The organism is Mesorhizobium sp. RIZ17 (assembly GCF_051127865.1).
GTDB classification, from domain to species: Bacteria; Pseudomonadota; Alphaproteobacteria; order Rhizobiales; family Rhizobiaceae; genus Mesorhizobium; species Mesorhizobium humile.
In genome coordinates this window covers 3,005,142-3,024,026 of sequence record NZ_CP147861.1, presented here as the reverse complement: position 1 = coordinate 3,024,026, position 18,885 = coordinate 3,005,142, and the positions used below count along the sequence as shown (strand labels likewise).

The following is an 18,885-nucleotide window of genomic DNA, read 5'->3' as shown; positions in this document are numbered from 1 at the left end:
AGGATCTAAATGATCGCGCGGCGGCTGCCGCCTCAGGAGGAAGCCTCAAGCGCCGTCCCGCAAACGCAGGACGCAGCTCATAAAAAGTTGTCGTCATCCCATTCATGGGTTTGCTCAAGAGCGCGGCATGAAGACAGGCCGGCTCCAGGCATGTCGTGAATTGGACAAGCCCGACGACAGGTTGCGGCCGCCTTTTCAGGAACGGCCCGACAGGATTGCTAGGGAGGCAAGCTGAATTCACGCCCCGTTCAACCGTGTTGCACATTGGTCTCATTCCACCCCTTTGTCAGTTCCAAGGCCTGCCGCTCGAACAGGCGGCGGTACATGCCGTCGCGACGGATCAGCGCGGCATGGTCGCCCTGCTCGGTGATGCAACCACGGTCGAAGACAAGCAGCCGGTCGAGTGCCCGCACCGTCGAGAGCCGGTGCGCAATGACGAGCGTGGTGCGCCCGACCATGAGCCGCTCCATCGCCTTCTGGATCAGCACCTCCGATTCCGAGTCGAGGCTTGATGTCGCCTCGTCCAGAATCAGGATCGGGGCATCGGCGAGGAAGGCGCGCGCTATCGCCACACGCTGGCGCTCGCCGCCTGAGAGCTTCACGCCGCGTTCGCCGACCAGCGTACCGTAGCCGTTCGGCAGGCGCGCAATGAAGTCATGCGCGCTGGCGAGCCGCGCCGCCTGCTCGACATCGGACCGAGAAGCACCCGGCCGCCCATAGGCTATGTTCTCGGCCAGCGAGCGGTGGAACAGGAGGGGCTCCTGCTGTACGATCGCGATCTGCGAGCGCAGCGAACCCTGCGTCACCCGCGAAATGTCCTGCCCATCGATCAAGATTCGTCCAGCATCCAGGTCGTAAAGCCGCTGGATGAGCTTGACGAAGGTGGTCTTGCCGGAGCCAGAGGGGCCGACCAGACCGACCCGTGCGCCGGCCTCAATCGAAATCGACAAGTCGCTGTAGAAGGGCGACCAATGATTGCCGTAGTGGAAATGGACGCTCTCAAAATCGATGTGACCCTTCGTGATCCCGATCGGCTTGGCGCCCGGAACATCGGCCACGTCGGGCGGCTGGCTGTAGGTTTGGACCAGTTCCTCCATCTCATTTACAGAGCGCTGGATGTTGCGCACGTGTATGGAAACATCACGCAAGTAGCCATACAGGACGGTGAAAGAGGCGAGCACCAAGGCGATGTCACCTGGGGTAGCCTGGCCGCGCGACCACAAAAATAAGGCATAGCCGATCAAAGCCGCTCTCAGCGCAAGAAGCATGATCCCCTGGAATGCAGCACTGACCGTCCCGCGCACCCAGGTCCGGAGGGTCCGGTGCCGCCACTTGGAGATAACTTTCGCCAGGCGATGATCTTCCCGCACCTCGGCGCCGAAGCCTTTGACCACCGCGTTACAGCTGATCGCGTCCGCAAGCGAGCCGCCAAGCCTCGTATCCCAGTTATTGGCGAGGTTTGCGGCTGGCGCCACATAGCCGAGCGACAGGACAATGATCAGCGCCACATAGCCAACCGAGCCGCAAGCGATGATCAGCCCCATCATCGGCCAATACCAGCCGAGCAGAACGCTCGACCCCACGAGCATGATGAGCGACGGGAACAAGGCAAGAAGGATCGTGTCGTTAAGGAGGCAGAACGCCCACATGCCGCGCGTGATCTTGCGCACCGTAGAGCCGGCGAAGGTTTTCGCATGCCAATCGGTCGAAAAGCGCTGGACGCGATGGAACGCGTCGCTGGCGATGTCCGACATCATCTTTAGAATGAAGTCATTGACGGCAATGAAGGCGATGTTGCGCATGACGACGGCGCCGAGTGCGAGCGCAATCAACATTGAAAAGGCCGCAAGAGCCGCATCCCACACGACGGCGTCGGCTGCCGCTCCTTGGGCGACCGCGTTTACGAGCCGTCCGGAATAGAGCGGCGTCAGAACGTCAAGGAGCGTTGCGACAAGCACCGCGAGCATGATGATCGGGAGCCGGACCGGTTGCCTGCTCCAGTGGCGCATGGTGAAGGCGAAAACGTCGCGAAAGGCGGCGCCGCGTAGATCGATGTGAAAACGCCGCGTGGCTTTGTACGAGCGCAGCAGGCCGCTCGGTCTCAAGAAACCCGAAATGGAAGGTCTGCGTGAGGACGAAAACATCGCTCGGAATGCGGGTGGCTGATCTGGAGCTGACATGTTGCTTTCTTTCCTTCGTTCCATCGATCGCGATGTCACCCGCGAGATGAATATCGGCCGCGGCCACGCGCTGCCTTACGAGGAGAGAACCGCAAAAGCCGCGCCAAAGGCTCAGAAAGAAGCTCAGAAGAATTTTCTGCATATTCTACAATGACAAACGAGATCTCAGCAGGGCAACGGGGGCGTAACAGTGCCGTGTCGCGCACTCGACAAACCCGACAGGACGCCTCGTCGCGCGGGCATCCTTGGCGACGGCCCGACAGGACTGCTCCTCACGCGAGGCGGAATCTACGCCCGCCCGATTCAACGGCGTTCCGCGTTGAACAATTCCCGCCGATGTCGGAAATGCGACATAGCAGTGCTGGAGCCATCATGTTGTTTTGAAATGATTCCCTTCTTTGGCACGGTCCATGCGTAGCTATTCGCGAACGCGTCCGGCCTGAAGGAGAGACAGTCCATGATCCAGCGCACCGAAAACGCCGTGGCCTAAAGACCGCTTGCCGGGGGCCGAGCTGGCGCAACGCTGGCGCACCAAGGTCGAGGCAGGTTGCCGCGCCGGCGCCAAGAAGCGCGCAGGCCGAATGTGGCCGCGGCAACTCCTTCGGCTAACCATCATCATCATCATGACAGACCGGGCGTGCGCTTTGCGTGATTGCGCTCAGGAGAAGGATCACATCCATGAGACCTGTTTATCTGGACAACAACGCAACGACACGGGTCGATCCTGAAGTCGTTCAAGCAATGCTGCCGTTTTTTACCGACCAATTCGGCAACCCTTCGTCGAGCCACGATTTTGGCGCTGCCGCCGGGGCGGCGGTGAGAAAGGCGCGCCGGCAGGTGCAAACGCTGATCGGCGCGGAGTTCGACGACGAGATCACCTTCACCTCGGGCGGGACGGAAAGCGACAACGCGGCAATGCTTTCGGCGCTCGAGGTGATGCCTGAGCGCACAGAGATCGTGACTTCCGCAGTCGAGCATTCGGCCGTGCTGACGCTTTGCGCCGACCTTGAGAAGACGCGCGGCATCAAGGTGCATAGGATCCCGGTGGATCACCACGGCCGGCTCGACTTCGACACCTATAAGGCCGCCCTCACCCCGCGCGTGGCGATCGTCTCGATCATGTCGGCGAACAACGAGACCGGAACCATCTTCCCGGTGGTGGAGTTTGCAGAGCTGGCCAAGGAAGTCGGCGCCCTTTTCCATACCGACGCGGTGCAAGCGGTCGGCAAGCTTGCAATCGACTTGAAATCGACGGCAATCGATATGCTGTCTCTGTCTGGTCACAAATTACACGGACCGAAAGGGGTCGGCGCACTTTATGTAAAGCGGGGCGTCCGCTTTTGTCCGCTGATCAAGGGAGGACGCCAGGAGGGCAACCGCCGCGCGGGTACGGAGAATACGCCAGGCATCGTCGGCCTCGGCGTGGCAGCCGATCTTGCCTTGAAATTCATGGACGACGCGAACACACGGGTAAAGGCGTTGCGCGACCGCCTGGAGAAGGAACTTCTCCAGCGCATCCCACACGCCTTCGTGGCCGGCGATTTGCTAAAGCGGTTGCCGAACACCGCAAACATCGCCTTTGGAGATATCGAAGGTGAGGGCATACTGCATTTCCTCAATCGCGAGGGCATCGCCTGCTCCTCCGGCTCTGCTTGCGCCTGCGGCTCGCTGGAGCCGAGCCACGTCTTGGTGGCGATGAATATCCCCAATAATGCGGCACACGGCGCAATCCGTTTCTCCTTTTCGCGCAACAACGGCGAGGAGGACGTCGACCGGGTGCTCGAGGTCATGCCCGGGATCGTTGAGAAGCTGCGTGAGCTTTCCCCATCTGCCAGCCAGGCCAGAGGACTTCAATCAGCTCCGGGCCTGGGCGACGACGCAACCCCGACCACCGTTTCCGGCCCAGGAGAATGCGATGCGCAGTTGTTTCGCTGAAAGTCGTGCCATCGATGTCACCGACATCCTCGCCCGGCTGAAGAGCCTGTCGGCTGCGGAGGAGTTCTTCGCAGTCCTTGGCATCTCTTATGATCCGGAGGTACTCAATGTCTCACGGCTGCATATCCTGAAGCGCATGGGCCAATATCTCGCTGAAGAGGATTTCGCCGGTCTTCCCGATGGGGTGATCGCCGCGCGGGCGCGTGCGACGTTGGAACGCGCCTATGAGGATTTCGCGACATCCTCGCCACTCACCCACCGGGTCTTCAAGGTGCTCAAAGAGCACGATCCCGACAAACCGGCCACTCGGGACCACACCTTTGTCCCGTTCGAGTCGATCCTGAGGCGGTTCGGGACAGAATAACGCGACACGAGTGCGACGCGACAAGGTCGAAAAGCCGACAAACCCGGTCATCACGACGGCACCTTCGGAACAAACCAACCCCATGTCAAAGGGAACAGAGCAACGCAAAACGGTTGGCACGAATGATGCTGCGAAGGAGACGAACGCCAGGGCCGCTTGCGGATTGGAGCCGAGAAAGACGCAATGCACATTGTAATCTGTATCAAGCAAGTGCCGGACTCCGCGCAGATACGTGTCCACCCGGTGACGAACACGATCATGCGCCAGGGCGTGCCGACCATCATCAACCCTTACGACCTGTTCGCCCTCGAAGAGGCACTGAGATTGCGCGACGCCCATGGCGGCGAGGTCACCGTGCTTACGATGGGTCCGCCGATGGCAGAAGATGCGCTGCGCAAGGCGCTCACCTATGGCGCCGACCGCGCGGTACTCTTGACCGACCGCTGTTTTGCCGGCTCCGACACGCTGGCGACGTCCTTCGCGCTTTATCGGGCAATCGTGAGAATTGGCGAGACCTTCGGCGCGCCGGACATCGTCTTCGCCGGCAAGCAGACGATTGATGGCGATACCGCCCAGGTCGGGCCCGGCATCGCCAAGCGCCTCGGCCTCCTGCAGTTCACCTATGTGGCGAAGATCGACTCTATCGATGTCGATGCGCGCGAGATCACCGTCAAGCGCCGTTCGGAAGGCGGTACGCAGATGCTGAAAAGCAGACTGCCTTGCCTCGTCACAATGCTGGAAGGCACCAACGAAATCCGCAGGGGCTCGCTCGACGACGCCATGCGCGCCGCGCGCAGCCAGATCGTGAAATGGAGCGCGGCCGAAGCTGGCATTGACGACCTTAACAAATGCGGCCTGCGCGGCTCGCCGACGGTCGTCAAGCGCGTTTTCGCCCCAACCACGCGGGCGGAAAAGGCGACGCAGATCGACATGACCGACAAGACGCAGCACGACCTCGCTGACGAACTGATCGCCGCAATCTTTACCCGCCAGCCAGCGCTGGAACACGAACTCGCCTTCGACGGCGGCCAGTGACGGGACGGCAAGGAGAGATGATGTCGAACGCGAACCGCGAAGCCCCTCCTTCCGCCGGCCGTGCCGGCATCAAGAGGGAATTGCCTGAGCACTTTAGGGACTATCGGCACGTCTGGGTTTTCATCGAACTGGAACGCGGCGAGGTCCATCCCGTGTCCTTCGAACTGCTTGGCGAAGGCCGCAAGCTCGCCGACAAGCTAGGCATGCAGCTTGCGGGGATCGTGCTCGGACCGCCGGGTGAGGCCACGCAGCATGCCATTGCCGAGGCCTTTGCTTACGGCGCCGACCTTGTCTATCTCGTCGAGGCACCGTTGCTTGCCGACTATCGCAACGAGCCTTTCACCAAGGCGATGACGGATCTGGTCAATACCCACAAGCCGGAGATCCTGCTTCTTGGTGCGACCACGCTCGGCAGGGATCTCGCTGGCTCAGTAGCGACGACCTTGCTGACAGGGCTCACTGCCGACTGTACCGAACTCGATGTTGTCGACGGTTCGCTCGCCGCGACCCGTCCGACTTTCGGCGGTTCCTTGCTATGCACGATCTATACGCTCAACTACCGGCCGCAGATGGCCACCGTACGACCGAGGGTTATGGCCATGCCACCGCGGACGGATAAGCCGGTCGGGCGTGTCATCCGGCACAAGCTGTCAATGACCGAGGAAGAGATCATCACCAAAGTCCTTGGCTTCAACCTCGATCGCCAATCGGCAAAGGCAAATCTCGCCTACGCCGACATCGTGGTTGCCGGAGGCCTCGGTCTGGGCTCAGCGGAGAATTTGCAGCTTGTGAAGAATCTAGCGCGGGCAATCGGCGCCGAATATGGCTGTTCGCGCCCGCTGGTCCAGAAGGGCTGGATGCCGGCCGATCGGCAGGTTGGCCAAACGGGCAAGACCATCCGGCCAAAGCTCTATATAGCGGCCGGGATTTCCGGCGCCATTCAGCATCGGGTTGGCGTGGAGGGGGCTGATTTGATCGTAGCCATCAACACCGACCCGAACGCCCCGATCTTCGACTTTGCCCACCTCGGCATCGTCACCGATGCAATCCGTTTCCTTCCGGCATTGACGGAAGCTTTCACCCGGCGGCTGTCGCCGCATAGCCACGACAAGCTTGCGAGCTAAGGGAGACGGCCATGATCGAGGAAGAATTCGACGCCATCGTCGTCGGGGCCGGTATGTCCGGAAACGCGGCCGCCTACACCATGGCAAGCCAGGGCCTGACGGTGCTGCAGTTGGAGCGCGGCGAGTATCCGGGCTCCAAGAATGTCCAGGGCGCCATCATGTACGCCGACATGTTGGAGCAAATCATTCCGGATTTCCGGGATGATGCACCTCTCGAGCGGCATCTGGTCGAGCAGCGATTCTGGGTGATGGACGACACCTCCCACACCGGGATGCAGTATCGATCGGACGATTTCAACGAGGCGAAGCCCAATCGCTACACGATCATCCGCGCCCAATTCGACAAGTGGTTTTCGCGCAAGGTGCGCCAAGCCGGCGCGACGGTGCTGTGCGAGACGACGGTGACCGAACTTGTCCGCAGTGCCAGCGGCAAGGTGATCGGCGTGCGCACCGACCGGGCTGGCGGGCCGATCTACGCGGACGTCGTCGTGCTCGCAGAAGGTGTCAACGGGCTGCTCGGTACACGGGCCGGTCTGCGCAAGATGCCGAAGCCAGAAAGCGTGGCGCTCGCTGTCAAGGAAATGCATTTTCTACCCGATGAGGTCATTGAGCAGCGGTTCGGCCTCCAGGGCGACGAAGGCTGCGTGATCGAAGCGGCGGGCACGATTTCCCGCAGCATGGCCGGACTGGCCTTCCTCTACACCAACAAGGAGTCGATCTCTCTCGGCATCGGCTGCCTCGTCTCCGATTTCGCCCAGACAATGGAGAGCCCTTACGTCCTCCTCGACGCCTTCAAAAACCATGCTTCGATCCGGCCGCTGATCGCGGGCTCGGAAGTCAAGGAGTATTCCGCGCATCTCATTCCCGAAGGTGGCTACAAGGCAATTCCGCAGCTCTTCGGCGACGGTTGGGTGGCGGTCGGTGATGCCGCCCAACTGAACAACGCTATCCACCGCGAGGGTTCGAACCTCGCCATGACTTCCGGCCGCATCGCGGGCGAGGCAATCATTGAGATCAAGGGCCGCAACCAGCCGATGATCAGGAGGAACCTCGCCCTTTACAAGACCATGCTGGACAAGTCCTTTGTAGTCAAAGACCTGATGAAATATAAGGACATGCCGGCCCTGATACACACCAATTCCCGCAATTTCTTCATGACTTACCCGCAGTTGATGTCGCAGGCCGCGCAGAACTTCATGCGGGTCGACGGCACCCCGAAAATCGAGAAGGAAAAGGCGACCACTGCTGCCTTCATCAAGGCGCGTTCGCGCTGGGGGCTGATCAGCGATGTGGTCCGCCTGGCACTCGCGTGGCGCTGAAGGAGAAACAGGATGACGATGGCCGTGACGAAGTTACGTGTCGAGGAGAAGCTTTATCAGAACCGCTATCTGGTCGATCCGGGCCGCCCGCATATCAAAGTGCGACCGCACGAGAGACCGAGCGCGAACCTGCTCGCGCTGACACACATCTGCCCGGCCAAGTGCTATGAGTTGAACGACAAGGGACAGGTGGAGACGACTTCCGACGGCTGCATGGAATGCGGCACCTGTCGCGTGCTGTGCGAGACCAGCGGTGAGATCGTATGGAATTACCCGCGCGGCGGCTTTGGCGTTCTCTTCAAGTTTGGATAACTGCCGCAAAGAGCGAGAAACGAGAGGCTCGCAATTGCGGACAAGACCGCCAATATTGTTCACAATTGCCCGAAAAGCTGAAAATACTATGTTTCTGGAACTCGAAATACAAAAAAGGGCTTGGGAGGAGCACCTTGGACAACCCTTGAGGTGTTTGCATGGCTCACATGCTTCCAGATCAGGTCGGTGAAATTGTATCTCGGAACACCCCGCCTGAACCTGCGGTCGAAGCGGCGCGCAATGCGGACAGCTTGCTCAGGGGAATCTACGAGATATCGAAGATTCTGACTGCCCCGACCCGGCTGAAGATCACGCTTGCCAATGTCGCGAATATCCTCTCCTCGTTTGTGCAAATGCGTCATGGCGCAATCGTCGTCCTGGACGCTGAAGGAGAGCCGCAGATTAGCGCAACTACCGGCGGCGCTGTACCTCAGTCAGCCATCGGCAGTGTCATACCCCAGGCCGTAATTGACAAAATTGTCGCTACTGGAGTGCCGATCGTCATACAAGACACAAGCACGTCGGAGCTGTTTCAGGCAGATCCTCAATCGACCAGCGGCACGATCGCAACTGCGTTTATCGGTGTCCCGCTAAAGGCTGAGGAAAAGATCTTCGGGACGCTGTCGATCGACCGGGTCAGGAACGGTACCACCGAGTTCCGTTACGAGGAGGACTTACGTTTCCTGGCCATGGTCGCCAATCTGGTCGGCCGGACCATTCGCCTGCATCGCACTTTGAGCACAGCTGGTCAGCGACTTATCGAGAAGCAATCGAGACCAGAGCAGTCGCTCGACGAGGACAGGACCCATCCGGCCCGACATCCGCATGTCAAGGTCGACGGAATCATCGGAGAAAGTCCCGCACTCAAGCAAGTGCTGGAGATCGTCTCGGTCGTGGCCAGGACCAATTCCACCGTGCTTCTGCGAGGCGAAAGCGGTACCGGCAAGGAGTTCTTTGCACAGGCCATCCATAGGCTTTCACATCGGAGGGAGAAATCCTTCGTCAAATTGAACTGCGCCGCACTGCCCGAAAGCGTCTTGGAATCGGAGCTCTTTGGCCACGAGAAGGGCGCCTTCACCGGAGCTATCCTGCAGCGCGCCGGCCGGTTCGAATTGGCGAATGGCGGAACCCTGCTGCTTGATGAAATCGGCGAGATTTCGCCTGCCTTTCAAGCCAAGCTATTGCGCGTCTTGCAGGAAGGAGAACTGGAGCGAGTGGGCGGCACCAGGACCCTAAAAGTTGACGTGCGGCTCATATGCGCCACCAACAAGGACCTTGAGACGGCTGTCCGGAATGGAGAGTTCAGGGCCGACCTTTATTACCGCATCAATGTGGTGCCAATAGTCCTGCCTCCCCTCAGAGAGCGGCCGGGCGATATTCCACGCCTTGCCAAAGCTCTCCTCGATAGATTCAACAAGGAGAACCATCGCGATCTTGCCTTCACGCCGTCGGCGCTTGACCTGATGTCGCAATGCTATTTCCCTGGCAACGTGCGTGAGTTGGAGAATTGTGTGCGACGGACGGCCACACTTGCGCGTTCAATGACAATAACTGCGTCGGATTTCGCCTGCCAGAACAGCCAGTGCCTGTCTTCGCTTCTGTGGAAAGGAGTCGGCCGTTCGCACGGCGCCTATGCCGTCGACGAGTGCGCACGTGGCAATATGATGCCGGTTGGATCGCCGCTGCCTGCCATGCGAGTCGGCCCCTCCCAGAATGAGGCATCGCCCGGCGAGACCTGCGACCCCAACCATCCAGCTTGCCCAGCAATGAACCAGCGTCTGACGGAACGCGACCGACTGATCGATGCGATGGAGAAAGCCGGCTGGGTTCAGGCCAAGGCGGCTCGTTTCCTCGGTCTCACGCCGCGGCAGGTCGGCTATGCTCTGCGCCGGCATCATATCGAAGTGAAGAAGTTCTAACGCCATTGATGACACCACATTTGGGAGCGCGGTTGCTCCCCGCACTGGGCGTAACTGAGACAAGACGGTACCTTTCGCGTTGGTTTTGACCGTTGTCGGCGACCTGACAAAACCGTGTCGCAGGAAACGGACACAATTGGACACAAAAGGCCGACGTAAAGCCAGCATGACGGATAAAGACCGCTTTTCGAGTTGGCATATCTCTTGCGCTCTGAAGTGCGATGTTCACACCACGCACGGAGCCGTTCGATGTCCGCACCGATGATTTCGCTACAGAGCCTTTCCGGCACGACAGTCTTCGATCAGTTGCCGGCGGGAGCGAAATCCGGTGCCTGCGCATCTTCATCCTGCGGCTCCTCCGCAAAGCCGCACGAGATGGACTCGGCTGTCTGGGAGAAGATCAAGGATCATCCCTGCTTTTCAGAGGAAGCGCACCACTATTTCGCGCGCATGCATGTGGCGGTCGCCCCAGCCTGCAATATTCAATGCAACTACTGCAATCGCAAATATGACTGCGCCAACGAAAGCCGGCCTGGGGTGGTTTCGGAAAGGCTGACGCCCGACCAGGCGCTGCGCAAGGTGATCGGGGTTGCCAACGAAGTGCCGCAGCTTTCCGTGCTTGGCATCGCCGGACCGGGCGATGCCTGTTACGACTGGAAGAACACAAAGGCGACATTCGAACGGGTCGCCAAGGAAATCGCCGACATCAAGCTGTGCATCTCAACCAACGGGCTCGCGCTGCCAGACCGCGTCGCCGAGCTTGCCGAAATGAATGTCGATCACGTGACGATCACCATCAACATGGTCGACCCGCGGATCGGTGCCAAGATCTATCCGTGGATCTTCTATGACAACCGCCGTTATACCGGCGTTGAGGCAGCCACGATCCTGCACGAACGACAGATGTCGGGGCTGGAGATGCTGACGGCGCGCGGCATCCTCACCAAGATCAATTCGGTGATGATCCCCGGCGTAAACGATGAGCACCTGATCGAGGTGAATAAATGGGTCAAGGAGCGCGGCGCGTTCCTGCACAATGTCATGCCGCTGATTTCCGACCCGGCACACGGTACGCATTACGGCCTGAGCGGGCAGCGCGGCCCCAAGGCAATGGAGCTGAAGGCGCTTCAGGATCGTCTCGAAGGCGGCGCCAAGTTGATGCGCCACTGCCGGCAGTGCCGGGCCGATGCTGTCGGCCTGCTCGGCGAGGATCGTGGCCAGGAATTCACGCTCGACCGGCTTCCCGACAAGGTCACGTACGACGCCAGCAAGCGCGAGACATATCGGGCAGTGGTCGCGCGCGAGCGGGGCGACCGCATGGCGGCCAAGAGCGAGGCGCTCGGGATGGTCAAGACCGCGGGCTCCGGCAAATCGCTTCTGGTCGCGGTGGCGACCAAGGGTGGCGGCCGCATCAACGAACATTTCGGCCATGCGAAGGAATTCCAGGTTTATGAGGCCTCGCCGAAAGGGATCAGCTTCGTCGGTCATCGCAAGGTCGAGCAGTATTGCCTCGGCGGCCGGGCCGAGGACAAGAGCCTCGACGGCGTCATCTCTACGCTCGAAGGCGTAGACATCGTGCTGTGCGCGAGAATTGGAAATTGCCCCGAGGATCGTCTCAAGGAAGGTGGGATCCGAGCAACGGATGCCTACGGGTATGACTACATCGAGACCGCCATCGGCGCGCTTTACGCCGCCGAGTTTGGGAGTGAGCCACTGGCTGCGACGGCCTGAGCCGCCTCATTCTAACCGAACTGGAGTTGAAAATGGCCTTTAAGATCATCGCTTCCCAATGCACCCAGTGCGGTGCCTGTGAGTTTGAATGCCCTTCGGGCGCGATCAAGTTCAAGGGCGAGACCTACGTGATCGATCCGATAAAGTGCACCGAATGCGAGGGGACCTTCGAAACGCAGCAATGCGCCTCGGTATGTCCGGTGTCGAAGACTTGCGTCCCCGCCTGACCTCCATTTCGGCTACCGACACGGTCGAGGCGCCTCCGCAGGACCATTGACCTCCTGTTGGAAAGCTGCAGCCGAGAGAAAGGAACGGCCATGAGCCTCGGACGCGAACAGGACATCGAAATCCGTACACCGCCGCGATTCATGCCGGGTGAGCGGGTCCGCGCCACACGCCACATAAAAAATGACGGCACCTATCCGGGCAAGGAGATCGGTGAAAATCTGGTGCGCAAAGGCGACGAGGGCTATGTGCGCGACATCGGCACCTTTCTCCAGCAGTTCTACATCTATGCGGTCGAATGGGTCGATCGCGGCACCGTCGTCGGCATGCGTGCGCGTGAACTTATGAGCCTTGAGACGGCTGGGATTCGTTGCAGTGCCGAAATCGGTGCTGGGTTTGACGAAGGAACGGCCCGATGAGGGTAATGATCCGCAGGACCGGTGCTGGCTTGTCGGCCTATATTCCCAAAAAGGATCTCGAAGAGCCGATCATCAAGGTCGACAACGAACACTTATGGGGTGGGGCCGTGACGCTGAAGAACGGCTGGCGCTTAGTCCTGCCCGACCTTCCGCGGGATACGCCTTTGCCGATTACCGTCGAAGCAAGGAAGATTTCCGACGAGGACTGACCTTCGGGTTTACACAAAGAGAGCGGCAAAGGGATACGAGCATGAACACAATGACCTCGGGCCATCTCGTCGTCATTCGGGACAGTTTTGCCGAAAGGCAGCTTGACCTTTTGAAGAAAGGGCTCGCGGCCGATCAGGTCATTCCCTATCTCGGCCCGGGTCTGCTTGAGATCCGCTCCGCGGGACCGCCCGTACCCCATACCCCCGAAGCCGTTGCCGCAGCGCTCAACAAGCGCGCGCCAGCCCCTTCGAAGATTCGCACCAACATGTGGTCGGTAGCGCAGTATATCGAACAGCGCCGGCACCGCCGGACGCTTCAAGTTTGGATGGCCGAAATATTCGCGGCCCCGGTGGTGCCGACCATCTTACATGCCTGGCTTGCAACTCTGCCGCTCTCCGTGATCGTCGACAGCTGGTACGACGGTGCCATGCGCGCGGCCCTAATACAGACCCGCCGAACGGACGTCGTCGAAATACAGGGCGTAACACGGGCGCACGAGATCGGTGACATTTGGACAAAAGCCTACGATTTGTCCGGGACGTTACTCGAATCCGCACCAGCGGCGAAGACGGTTCTCTACGCCCCTCACGGCGGTGCCAGGCCGGCCGCAAACTTCCTCGTCGCAGATTCCGACTACGTTGAAGTGCTGAGCGAAATCGACATCCAGACGCCGATCCCTGACCTGGTGAAGGAACGGCGAGCCAGCCGTGGTCTTTTCTTCCTCGGCTGCCGCTTCAATGATCAGATGCTGCGCACCTATGCCCGACAGATCATGAAGCGCTCCCATGGCCCACATTTTGCGGCAATCGATACAGCACAGCTGACCAAGAACGAGCGTCGCTTCCTTGCAGAAAGGGCAATCACGGTCATTGACATGCCGACGGGTCAAGCCGCGGCCCGTCTCGTCGGACTGGGCGAGACATTGCATTCCAAACGGGGAATCGTTTGAGCCATTCCCAGACGCCTCCACATTGCCGAAAAGGTAAAATGGGCAATTGACTTCCGGGTTTTTCAACAACTCCGAGAGGCGCTCTGAAAAGCTACGACGGTTATTGCATTCGAGGCTGCAGCGGATATGGCATTCGATGCTGCGGATGAACACAGCGGCGACGGGCTCGAACCAGCCGAGCAGACCATAGTCTGGCGCCATGGTTGTCGCGGCGACCGGTCGCAGCTGATCGGCTTCACTTGGCCGTAAAGCAGTGGCACGGCATGATGATCAGGGCCGGTTGGGGTCGATGCCAATCGAGCTAAGGCCAAGCGTGCTCACCGCATAGGCGGTCACCTGCCACTGCCATCCCAGAGCGTCAGGATGATCGCGTTGCGCGACAGCTTGGCGCGCTGCACACGCGAGCGATTGGTTCAGGGCAGCCCGCTTCGCCATCAACGAGACCCGCTGCTGCATGAGTTGTAAACGCCCGCACCACGGGCGCCGCGAATCCGCGCTTGTGGCGCCATGACCTTGAGGCGAGTGAGTCCGGCGCTAACAACGCAGACTGAACCAATCCGATCAGCCCGGCCCATGCCGGAGAGCACGGCGACCAATGCCGCCAGCTACACCACGCAGCGGGACAACGGCTAAGCGCTAGTTGAAAAGCATACGTCGACGTCCGCCATTTCCGCATGCACCGCCTTGGATAAGGCCTGCCCCGAGGCATGATGCGGGCCTGGTTGGCTTTCGTGTCGATGCCGGCTTCGTAGGCAGCGGCTCCCGCGAGGTCGAGCAGTTCCAACTGGCGGCTTGAGGACGGCGCTCACGCACAGCCGTTCCAGGTGCGGCCGGTTATGCGGCCTTCCCCCTTCCCATTGGCTTGGGCAAGCTTCTGGGTGATCCTCTGCGTCGCCGGTCGCAGAGAGGTCGGGTCTGCAACGTTAGCACAGGCCAATATTGCGGCCGCCTCGGTATGTATGCGTCCCTCTCTTCTGTTTGGCCTGACTGAACAAGCTTGCACCCGGTCGGACATGCAGTCCAACCAGGATGCGCCCATATCAAGCCCCATGAATGCGAAGAAAATCCTCATACGTCGCTTGCAACCCGGCACCAAGAGACGTTTTGGCTTTCCAGCCAAGGTTACGCAAGCGCGTTACGTCCAGTAACTTGCGCGGAGTACCGTCTGGCTTCGTCGTGTCGAATACCAATTTGCCCTCCCAGCAGACCGCCGCCTTGACGAGTTCCGCCACCTCGCGAATTGTGACGTCCTCGCCAACGCCAACATTAATCAGGGGCGCAGTGTCGGGGGCTGTCAAGGCGTCAAAATCCGAATCTGGCAGGCCAAGCAGGAACGCAATGGCATCGCCTAGATCCGACGAATACATAAACTCTCGTCGAGGCTTTCCGGATCCCCAAATCTCCACCGAGGTGTCGCCGTTTATTTTAGCTTGATGAAAACGGCGTATCAGGGCAGGCAGAACGTGGGAATTTTCGGGGTGATAATTATCGCCGGGACCATATAAGTTGGTCGGCATCAATGCGAGATAGCGTGTCTGGTACTGCCGGTTGAAAGACCAGCATGATTCGACTCCTGCGATTTTTGCCAAAGCGTAGGGACGATTCGTCGCTTCAAGCGGACCGGTTAGAAGGTATTCCTCCCGTATCGGCTGCGGACAGTCGCGTGGATAGATACACGAGGAGCCAAGAAAAATCATCCGTTCGACGCCGGACGCGTAAGCGGCATCAAAAACACTGAGTTGAATCGCTAAGTTGTTATGAAGGAAATCGACAGGGGAGCTAGCGTTCGCAAGTATACCACCAACCTTTGCGGCGCACATAACGACGTAATCAGGCCGCTGCGACATGAAGAACTTGCGCGTCTCGCTCCGGTCAAATAGATCCAGTTCGTCGTGAGTACGTGTTATTATCTCATAGGATCCTAATGCCTCGATGGCTCTCATTGTGGCGGATCCGACAAGGCCGCGATGGCCTGCCACATAGACTTTCTTCATCTTTTTGTTTTCCTTTGATAACGCTCTGGGCGTTCCTTAAGACGGCCACCATAGCACTGACAACAACCCAGCATGGCTCCGCCGTTGTCAGCATAACTCTCGTGGACTGTGTGAATAATAACCCTGCTTCATCAGCACTGCCTCACGCTCTGCCATGCTCAAATCTTCCCGAACCATCTCCCTAACCAATTCGATGAAGGAGATTTTGGGCTGCCACCCAAGTTTTTCTTTGGCCTTGCGGGCATCGCCGAGAAGTGTCTCGACTTCTGCAGGACGAAAATAACGGGGATCTACTTTTACGATCAGAGCTCCCGTCTTTGCATCGTACCCCTCTTCGTCGACCCCTTCCCCCATCCAACGAACATCGATGCCGAGTTCAGCGGCCGCGACGGTGACGAATTCGCGCACCGAATGTTGCTCACCGCTAGCGATCACAAAGTCTTCAGGTTGCTCCTGCTGCAACATCAACCACTGCATCTGGACGTAGTCTCGAGCGTGCCCCCAATCGCGACGCGCATTAAGGTTTCCTAAGAATAGAGTGCGCTGCATTCCAAGCTTAATCCGAGTCAAGGCGCGTGTGATTTTGCGCGTTACAAATGTTTCTCCGCGCGCAGGTGACTCATGATTAAATAAAATGCCGTTACATGCATAAAGATTGTAAGATTCTCGATAATTTACGGTGATCCAGTGAGCATACAATTTGGCAACAGCGTAGGGTGATCGGGGGTAGAACGGTGTCGTCTCGGTCTGTGGCGTTTCCCGCACCAGCCCGTAGAGCTCAGACGTCGAGGCTTGGTAGTAGCGCGTATGCTTGACGAGCCCCAGGATCCGAATTGCCTCGAGAATACGCAGCGCACCCAAGGCATCGGAGTTTGCGGTGTATTCTGGTTCTTCAAAGGAGACTGCAACGTGGCTCTGAGCTGCCAAATTGTAAATTTCGTCTGGCTGAACCAGTTGGATGACGCGCGTAAGGCTGGACGAGTCTGTCAAGTCCCCGTGGTGAAGTGTAAGATCAACGCCACCTTCATGAGGGTCATGATAGAGATGGTCTATACGGCCCGTATTAAAAAGAGACGATCGTCTCTTTATCCCATGCACAGAATAGCCCTTTTCTAAAAGCAATTCTGCGAGGTAGGAACCGTCTTGCCCGGTGACTCCGGTGATTAAAGCGACTTTTCTCTTTGACAAGCTTGAATCCTTTTGATTTTGACGCGCCCATGAAAATGCTCGCCTGCGGCGGGATTGCGTGGCGAGAAAGGTGCGCATTGGGCAGGGCGAACGGGGGCCTCTGCGCGAAGGCAAGGGAGAGTTCGAGCGGGATGCCAGCCTTTCATGGAGCCGGGGAACGTTCGAAAGAGTTGTCGATCAAGATCAAACGAGGCGGGTCATTCAAATCGAATTCGACAATTCGTGGCACGAAGAGGCGGGCATAGCGGGTGAAGGCGCTAGTCGGAGGAAAGCGAATAACAGTGTCGCATCGACCGAGGAGATACATCTCAACGAGAGCGGAAAAACCCCCGTCGGTGCCCAGTGCTGCACTGTGTAAGGGGCCGGCCTGATCCGCCTGAAAGCGTTTTGGGACGGTGAAAAGTTCGGGAAATACGCCCGACAGGTGATCAACAACCTTGGCGCTGTCTGTACACAAGAACACCCTTACAGGTCTTGAATGCGGTTGCGCCTTGGCCATACGAATGGCAGTGCATACCTGCTCTAAGGCAACCTTCGGATCAGCCCAGTAAGGTGCGTGATCCATAATATCTTCGCCGTTGCCGTGGCGGACATGGACTCCAATTATGCTGTGCCCGTCAAAATGTTCCTGGTAGAGCGCTTCAATGCGATCCTCAATTTCGACCCTCGGTGTGATGCTCCTAAATATGGTTCGCTCGGCCTTTTCATCGCAGCGCCACATCAAGCAAGCATCACACACTATCGTGTTGGCTTCACAATCATCTTGGGCCTGGAAAAGATCGTTAAGCTCGTCACGTTCTTGGAAAATCTGTTCATCCGGACGGTACACGCAGTCGATGGATGGCTTGTTCCACCACGACGGGAAGAAGGGACCAGGGAATGAGACGTGGTTGATCTGGTCATCGCAAATGACCCGTACACCACCGATATCCTCAATTGGCTTGAAGAAAGCTGGAAAGGCATTCGCAAACGGGTTGTCAAGGTAACAAGAGCCGCGCCAATCTATTGCTAAAGCTCGTCCCGTCCGATGTGCGTAGTCCCAAGCCGACGCGAGAGACCACAGGCAATCACCGAGACCCGTGCGCCGTCGAGAAACAACGAACCGATCGTTCCTTGAGCGATCAACAAGCATCTAAATTGCCTCTCTCCAGAACACCACAAGCCTCAGCTTTGCTGCTGCGTTTGAGGCAAGCGCGTGCGCAATTCGGGGAAGATTGTCGTGCTGTGCCAATGCGATGTAGCTTGCGTCTGTCGCGGAAGTGCCTGGCCGCGATGGACGCGCGCCTGGGCTGGTCTTCGGCGCAGACCAGAAAATGCTCTTCGGAGCCAACGCAAACATCAACCACTTTCCTTAAGGCTGCTACATTCTTGAATTCTTTCTATGCATCGTGCCGTAACATCGGTAAAATCGTCTGTTTCGATGAAACGCATCCACGCCATGGATGGCTAGTGACATGGGTTCCAGGGCGTTGGCTGTGAACCCTCTCGCTGTGCTCGACGCACCGCTAACCCCAGCGGAACCTCACGGTGACAGCACGCAGCATCGACCTAAGTGAGCCGGCCATGAGCGCGGGCCGCGGCCACGATCCCAACGATCTCCTCTGTGTGCGGGCAAGAAGATTGAGCTTCGACTGGGCCAGGTTCTGCATGGGAGCGCCACAAAGAAAGGGGCGATCCGTCGAGCGATAAGCGAGCCTGAGGTCGCTTTCGAAGCGCTATGCCATCAACCCCAAGACGGTCGCGAAGTGGAGGAGCGGAGTTCGACCGCCGATCTGCCCACCGGCCCCAGGGAGCCGAGATCGAAGGTTCTGTCTGCCGTAGAAGGGGGACCGCTGTTGTGGCCTTCCGCCGCAACACGCTGCTGCCGCTGGACGATTGCCTCTACGCCTTGCAGCCGACGATCCTGTCTGCAGCGCAAGCATCGGCTTCTTCCGCATTTATATTGCGGAGATCCCAACCGAACAGGGCAAGCTAAACATCA

The 18,885-nt window shown here is 58.9% G+C and carries 17 protein-coding genes and 1 pseudogene; 14 read left to right on the top strand and 4 right to left on the bottom strand.

What is annotated here, in order from left to right:
- Window positions 1-248 precede the first annotated feature (248 nt).
- Window positions 249-2,144: an ABC transporter ATP-binding protein gene (locus WDX12_RS14595; protein WP_434725636.1), complete on the bottom strand. Its 1,896-nt coding sequence runs from the start codon at window positions 2,142-2,144 to the stop codon at window positions 249-251.
- Between the two features lie 34 nt (window positions 2,145-2,178).
- Between WDX12_RS14595 and WDX12_RS14590 the strand changes: the two genes are divergently transcribed.
- The 13 genes from WDX12_RS14590 to WDX12_RS14530 all read left to right on the top strand — a co-directional run bounded on the left by WDX12_RS14590 (window position 2,179) and on the right by WDX12_RS14530 (window position 13,722).
- Window positions 2,179-2,334 (top strand): hypothetical protein, encoded by a 156-nt coding sequence (locus tag WDX12_RS14590; protein WP_154674715.1) that lies wholly within the window; start codon window positions 2,179-2,181, stop codon window positions 2,332-2,334.
- Window positions 2,335-2,858: 524 nt separating this feature from the next.
- Window positions 2,859-4,115 carry a cysteine desulfurase NifS gene (gene nifS / locus WDX12_RS14585; RefSeq protein ID WP_434725317.1) on the top strand — a complete coding sequence of 419 codons (1,257 nt, stop codon included), beginning with the start codon at window positions 2,859-2,861 and terminating at the stop codon, window positions 4,113-4,115.
- A complete protein-coding gene (gene nifW, locus WDX12_RS14580; RefSeq protein ID WP_434725316.1) occupies window positions 4,096-4,479 on the top strand; it encodes a nitrogenase stabilizing/protective protein NifW in 384 nt (127 codons plus the stop codon). Before nifS ends, nifW begins: the two co-directional genes overlap by 20 nt.
- 183 nt (window positions 4,480-4,662) lie before the next feature.
- Window positions 4,663-5,514 (top strand): electron transfer flavoprotein subunit beta/FixA family protein, encoded by an 852-nt coding sequence (locus tag WDX12_RS14575; protein WP_434725315.1) that lies wholly within the window; start codon window positions 4,663-4,665, stop codon window positions 5,512-5,514.
- 20 nt (window positions 5,515-5,534) lie between these two features.
- Window positions 5,535-6,638: an electron transfer flavoprotein subunit alpha/FixB family protein gene (locus tag WDX12_RS14570; RefSeq protein WP_143976578.1), complete on the top strand. Its 1,104-nt coding sequence runs from the start codon at window positions 5,535-5,537 to the stop codon at window positions 6,636-6,638.
- 11 nt (window positions 6,639-6,649) lie between these two features.
- Entirely contained in the window at window positions 6,650-7,957 is a 1,308-nt protein-coding gene (locus WDX12_RS14565) for an FAD-dependent oxidoreductase (protein ID WP_172234396.1), read from the top strand.
- A gap of 12 nt (window positions 7,958-7,969) precedes the next feature.
- Window positions 7,970-8,269 (top strand): ferredoxin family protein, encoded by a 300-nt coding sequence (locus WDX12_RS14560; RefSeq protein WP_109671357.1) that lies wholly within the window; start codon window positions 7,970-7,972, stop codon window positions 8,267-8,269.
- 158 nt (window positions 8,270-8,427) lie between these two features.
- Complete coding sequence (nifA, locus tag WDX12_RS14555) at window positions 8,428-10,188, top strand: nif-specific transcriptional activator NifA (protein ID WP_434725314.1); 1,761 nt, start codon at window positions 8,428-8,430, stop codon at window positions 10,186-10,188.
- A 249-nt stretch (window positions 10,189-10,437) separates the two neighbouring features.
- Complete coding sequence (gene nifB, locus WDX12_RS14550) at window positions 10,438-11,919, top strand: nitrogenase cofactor biosynthesis protein NifB (protein ID WP_434725313.1); 1,482 nt, start codon at window positions 10,438-10,440, stop codon at window positions 11,917-11,919.
- A 32-nt stretch (window positions 11,920-11,951) separates the two neighbouring features.
- The gene (locus tag WDX12_RS14545; RefSeq protein WP_027056561.1) at window positions 11,952-12,146 is read left to right on the top strand and encodes a 4Fe-4S dicluster domain-containing protein; all 195 of its coding nucleotides are present in this window, start codon (window positions 11,952-11,954) and stop codon (window positions 12,144-12,146) included.
- 90 nt (window positions 12,147-12,236) lie between these two features.
- Window positions 12,237-12,563, top strand: a complete 327-nt coding sequence (locus WDX12_RS14540; protein WP_143976583.1) for a nitrogen fixation protein NifZ — start codon at window positions 12,237-12,239, stop codon at window positions 12,561-12,563.
- Window positions 12,560-12,772, top strand: a complete 213-nt coding sequence (gene nifT, locus WDX12_RS14535; RefSeq protein ID WP_097574884.1) for a putative nitrogen fixation protein NifT — start codon at window positions 12,560-12,562, stop codon at window positions 12,770-12,772. The genes WDX12_RS14540 and nifT overlap by 4 nt, the downstream gene beginning before the upstream one ends.
- A 41-nt stretch (window positions 12,773-12,813) precedes the next feature.
- Window positions 12,814-13,722 (top strand): SIR2 family NAD-dependent protein deacylase, encoded by a 909-nt coding sequence (locus WDX12_RS14530; protein ID WP_109671353.1) that lies wholly within the window; start codon window positions 12,814-12,816, stop codon window positions 13,720-13,722.
- Between the two features lie 1,040 nt (window positions 13,723-14,762).
- Here WDX12_RS14530 and WDX12_RS14525 read toward each other — a convergent pair.
- The 3 genes from WDX12_RS14525 to WDX12_RS14515 all read right to left on the bottom strand — a co-directional run bounded on the left by WDX12_RS14525 (window position 14,763) and on the right by WDX12_RS14515 (window position 18,036).
- A complete protein-coding gene (locus WDX12_RS14525) occupies window positions 14,763-15,716 on the bottom strand; it encodes a GDP-L-fucose synthase family protein (RefSeq protein WP_434725312.1) in 954 nt (317 codons plus the stop codon).
- A gap of 87 nt (window positions 15,717-15,803) precedes the next feature.
- Window positions 15,804-16,904: a GDP-mannose 4,6-dehydratase gene (gene gmd, locus WDX12_RS14520; RefSeq protein ID WP_172374839.1), complete on the bottom strand. Its 1,101-nt coding sequence runs from the start codon at window positions 16,902-16,904 to the stop codon at window positions 15,804-15,806.
- A 142-nt stretch (window positions 16,905-17,046) separates the two neighbouring features.
- Window positions 17,047-18,036 carry a nodulation protein NodZ gene (locus tag WDX12_RS14515; RefSeq protein WP_434725311.1) on the bottom strand — a complete coding sequence of 330 codons (990 nt, stop codon included), beginning with the start codon at window positions 18,034-18,036 and terminating at the stop codon, window positions 17,047-17,049.
- Between the two features lie 499 nt (window positions 18,037-18,535).
- Here WDX12_RS14515 and WDX12_RS14510 point away from each other — a divergent pair.
- Window positions 18,536-18,828 (top strand): annotated as a pseudogene (locus tag WDX12_RS14510) (IS481 family transposase); the annotation flags it as partial.
- Window positions 18,829-18,885: the final 57 nt, after the last annotated feature.

Bases quoted from the DNA above. Each gene is read 5' to 3' on its own strand.
- WDX12_RS14595 (WP_434725636.1), bottom strand. From the start codon at position 2,144: ATGTTTTCGTCCTCACGCAGACCTTCCATTTCGGGTTTCTTGAGACCG.
- WDX12_RS14590 (WP_154674715.1), top strand. From the start codon at position 2,179: ATGTTGCTTTCTTTCCTTCGTTCCATCGATCGCGATGTCACCCGCGAG.
- nifS (WP_434725317.1), top strand. From the start codon at position 2,859: ATGAGACCTGTTTATCTGGACAACAACGCAACGACACGGGTCGATCCT.
- nifW (WP_434725316.1), top strand. From the start codon at position 4,096: ATGCGCAGTTGTTTCGCTGAAAGTCGTGCCATCGATGTCACCGACATC.
- WDX12_RS14575 (WP_434725315.1), top strand. From the start codon at position 4,663: ATGCACATTGTAATCTGTATCAAGCAAGTGCCGGACTCCGCGCAGATA.
- WDX12_RS14570 (WP_143976578.1), top strand. From the start codon at position 5,535: ATGTCGAACGCGAACCGCGAAGCCCCTCCTTCCGCCGGCCGTGCCGGC.
- WDX12_RS14565 (WP_172234396.1), top strand. From the start codon at position 6,650: ATGATCGAGGAAGAATTCGACGCCATCGTCGTCGGGGCCGGTATGTCC.
- WDX12_RS14560 (WP_109671357.1), top strand. From the start codon at position 7,970: ATGACGATGGCCGTGACGAAGTTACGTGTCGAGGAGAAGCTTTATCAG.
- nifA (WP_434725314.1), top strand. From the start codon at position 8,428: ATGGCTCACATGCTTCCAGATCAGGTCGGTGAAATTGTATCTCGGAAC.
- nifB (WP_434725313.1), top strand. From the start codon at position 10,438: ATGTCCGCACCGATGATTTCGCTACAGAGCCTTTCCGGCACGACAGTC.
- WDX12_RS14545 (WP_027056561.1), top strand. From the start codon at position 11,952: ATGGCCTTTAAGATCATCGCTTCCCAATGCACCCAGTGCGGTGCCTGT.
- WDX12_RS14540 (WP_143976583.1), top strand. From the start codon at position 12,237: ATGAGCCTCGGACGCGAACAGGACATCGAAATCCGTACACCGCCGCGA.
- nifT (WP_097574884.1), top strand. From the start codon at position 12,560: ATGAGGGTAATGATCCGCAGGACCGGTGCTGGCTTGTCGGCCTATATT.
- WDX12_RS14530 (WP_109671353.1), top strand. From the start codon at position 12,814: ATGAACACAATGACCTCGGGCCATCTCGTCGTCATTCGGGACAGTTTT.
- WDX12_RS14525 (WP_434725312.1), bottom strand. From the start codon at position 15,716: ATGAAGAAAGTCTATGTGGCAGGCCATCGCGGCCTTGTCGGATCCGCC.
- WDX12_RS14515 (WP_434725311.1), bottom strand. From the start codon at position 18,036: ATGCTTGTTGATCGCTCAAGGAACGATCGGTTCGTTGTTTCTCGACGG.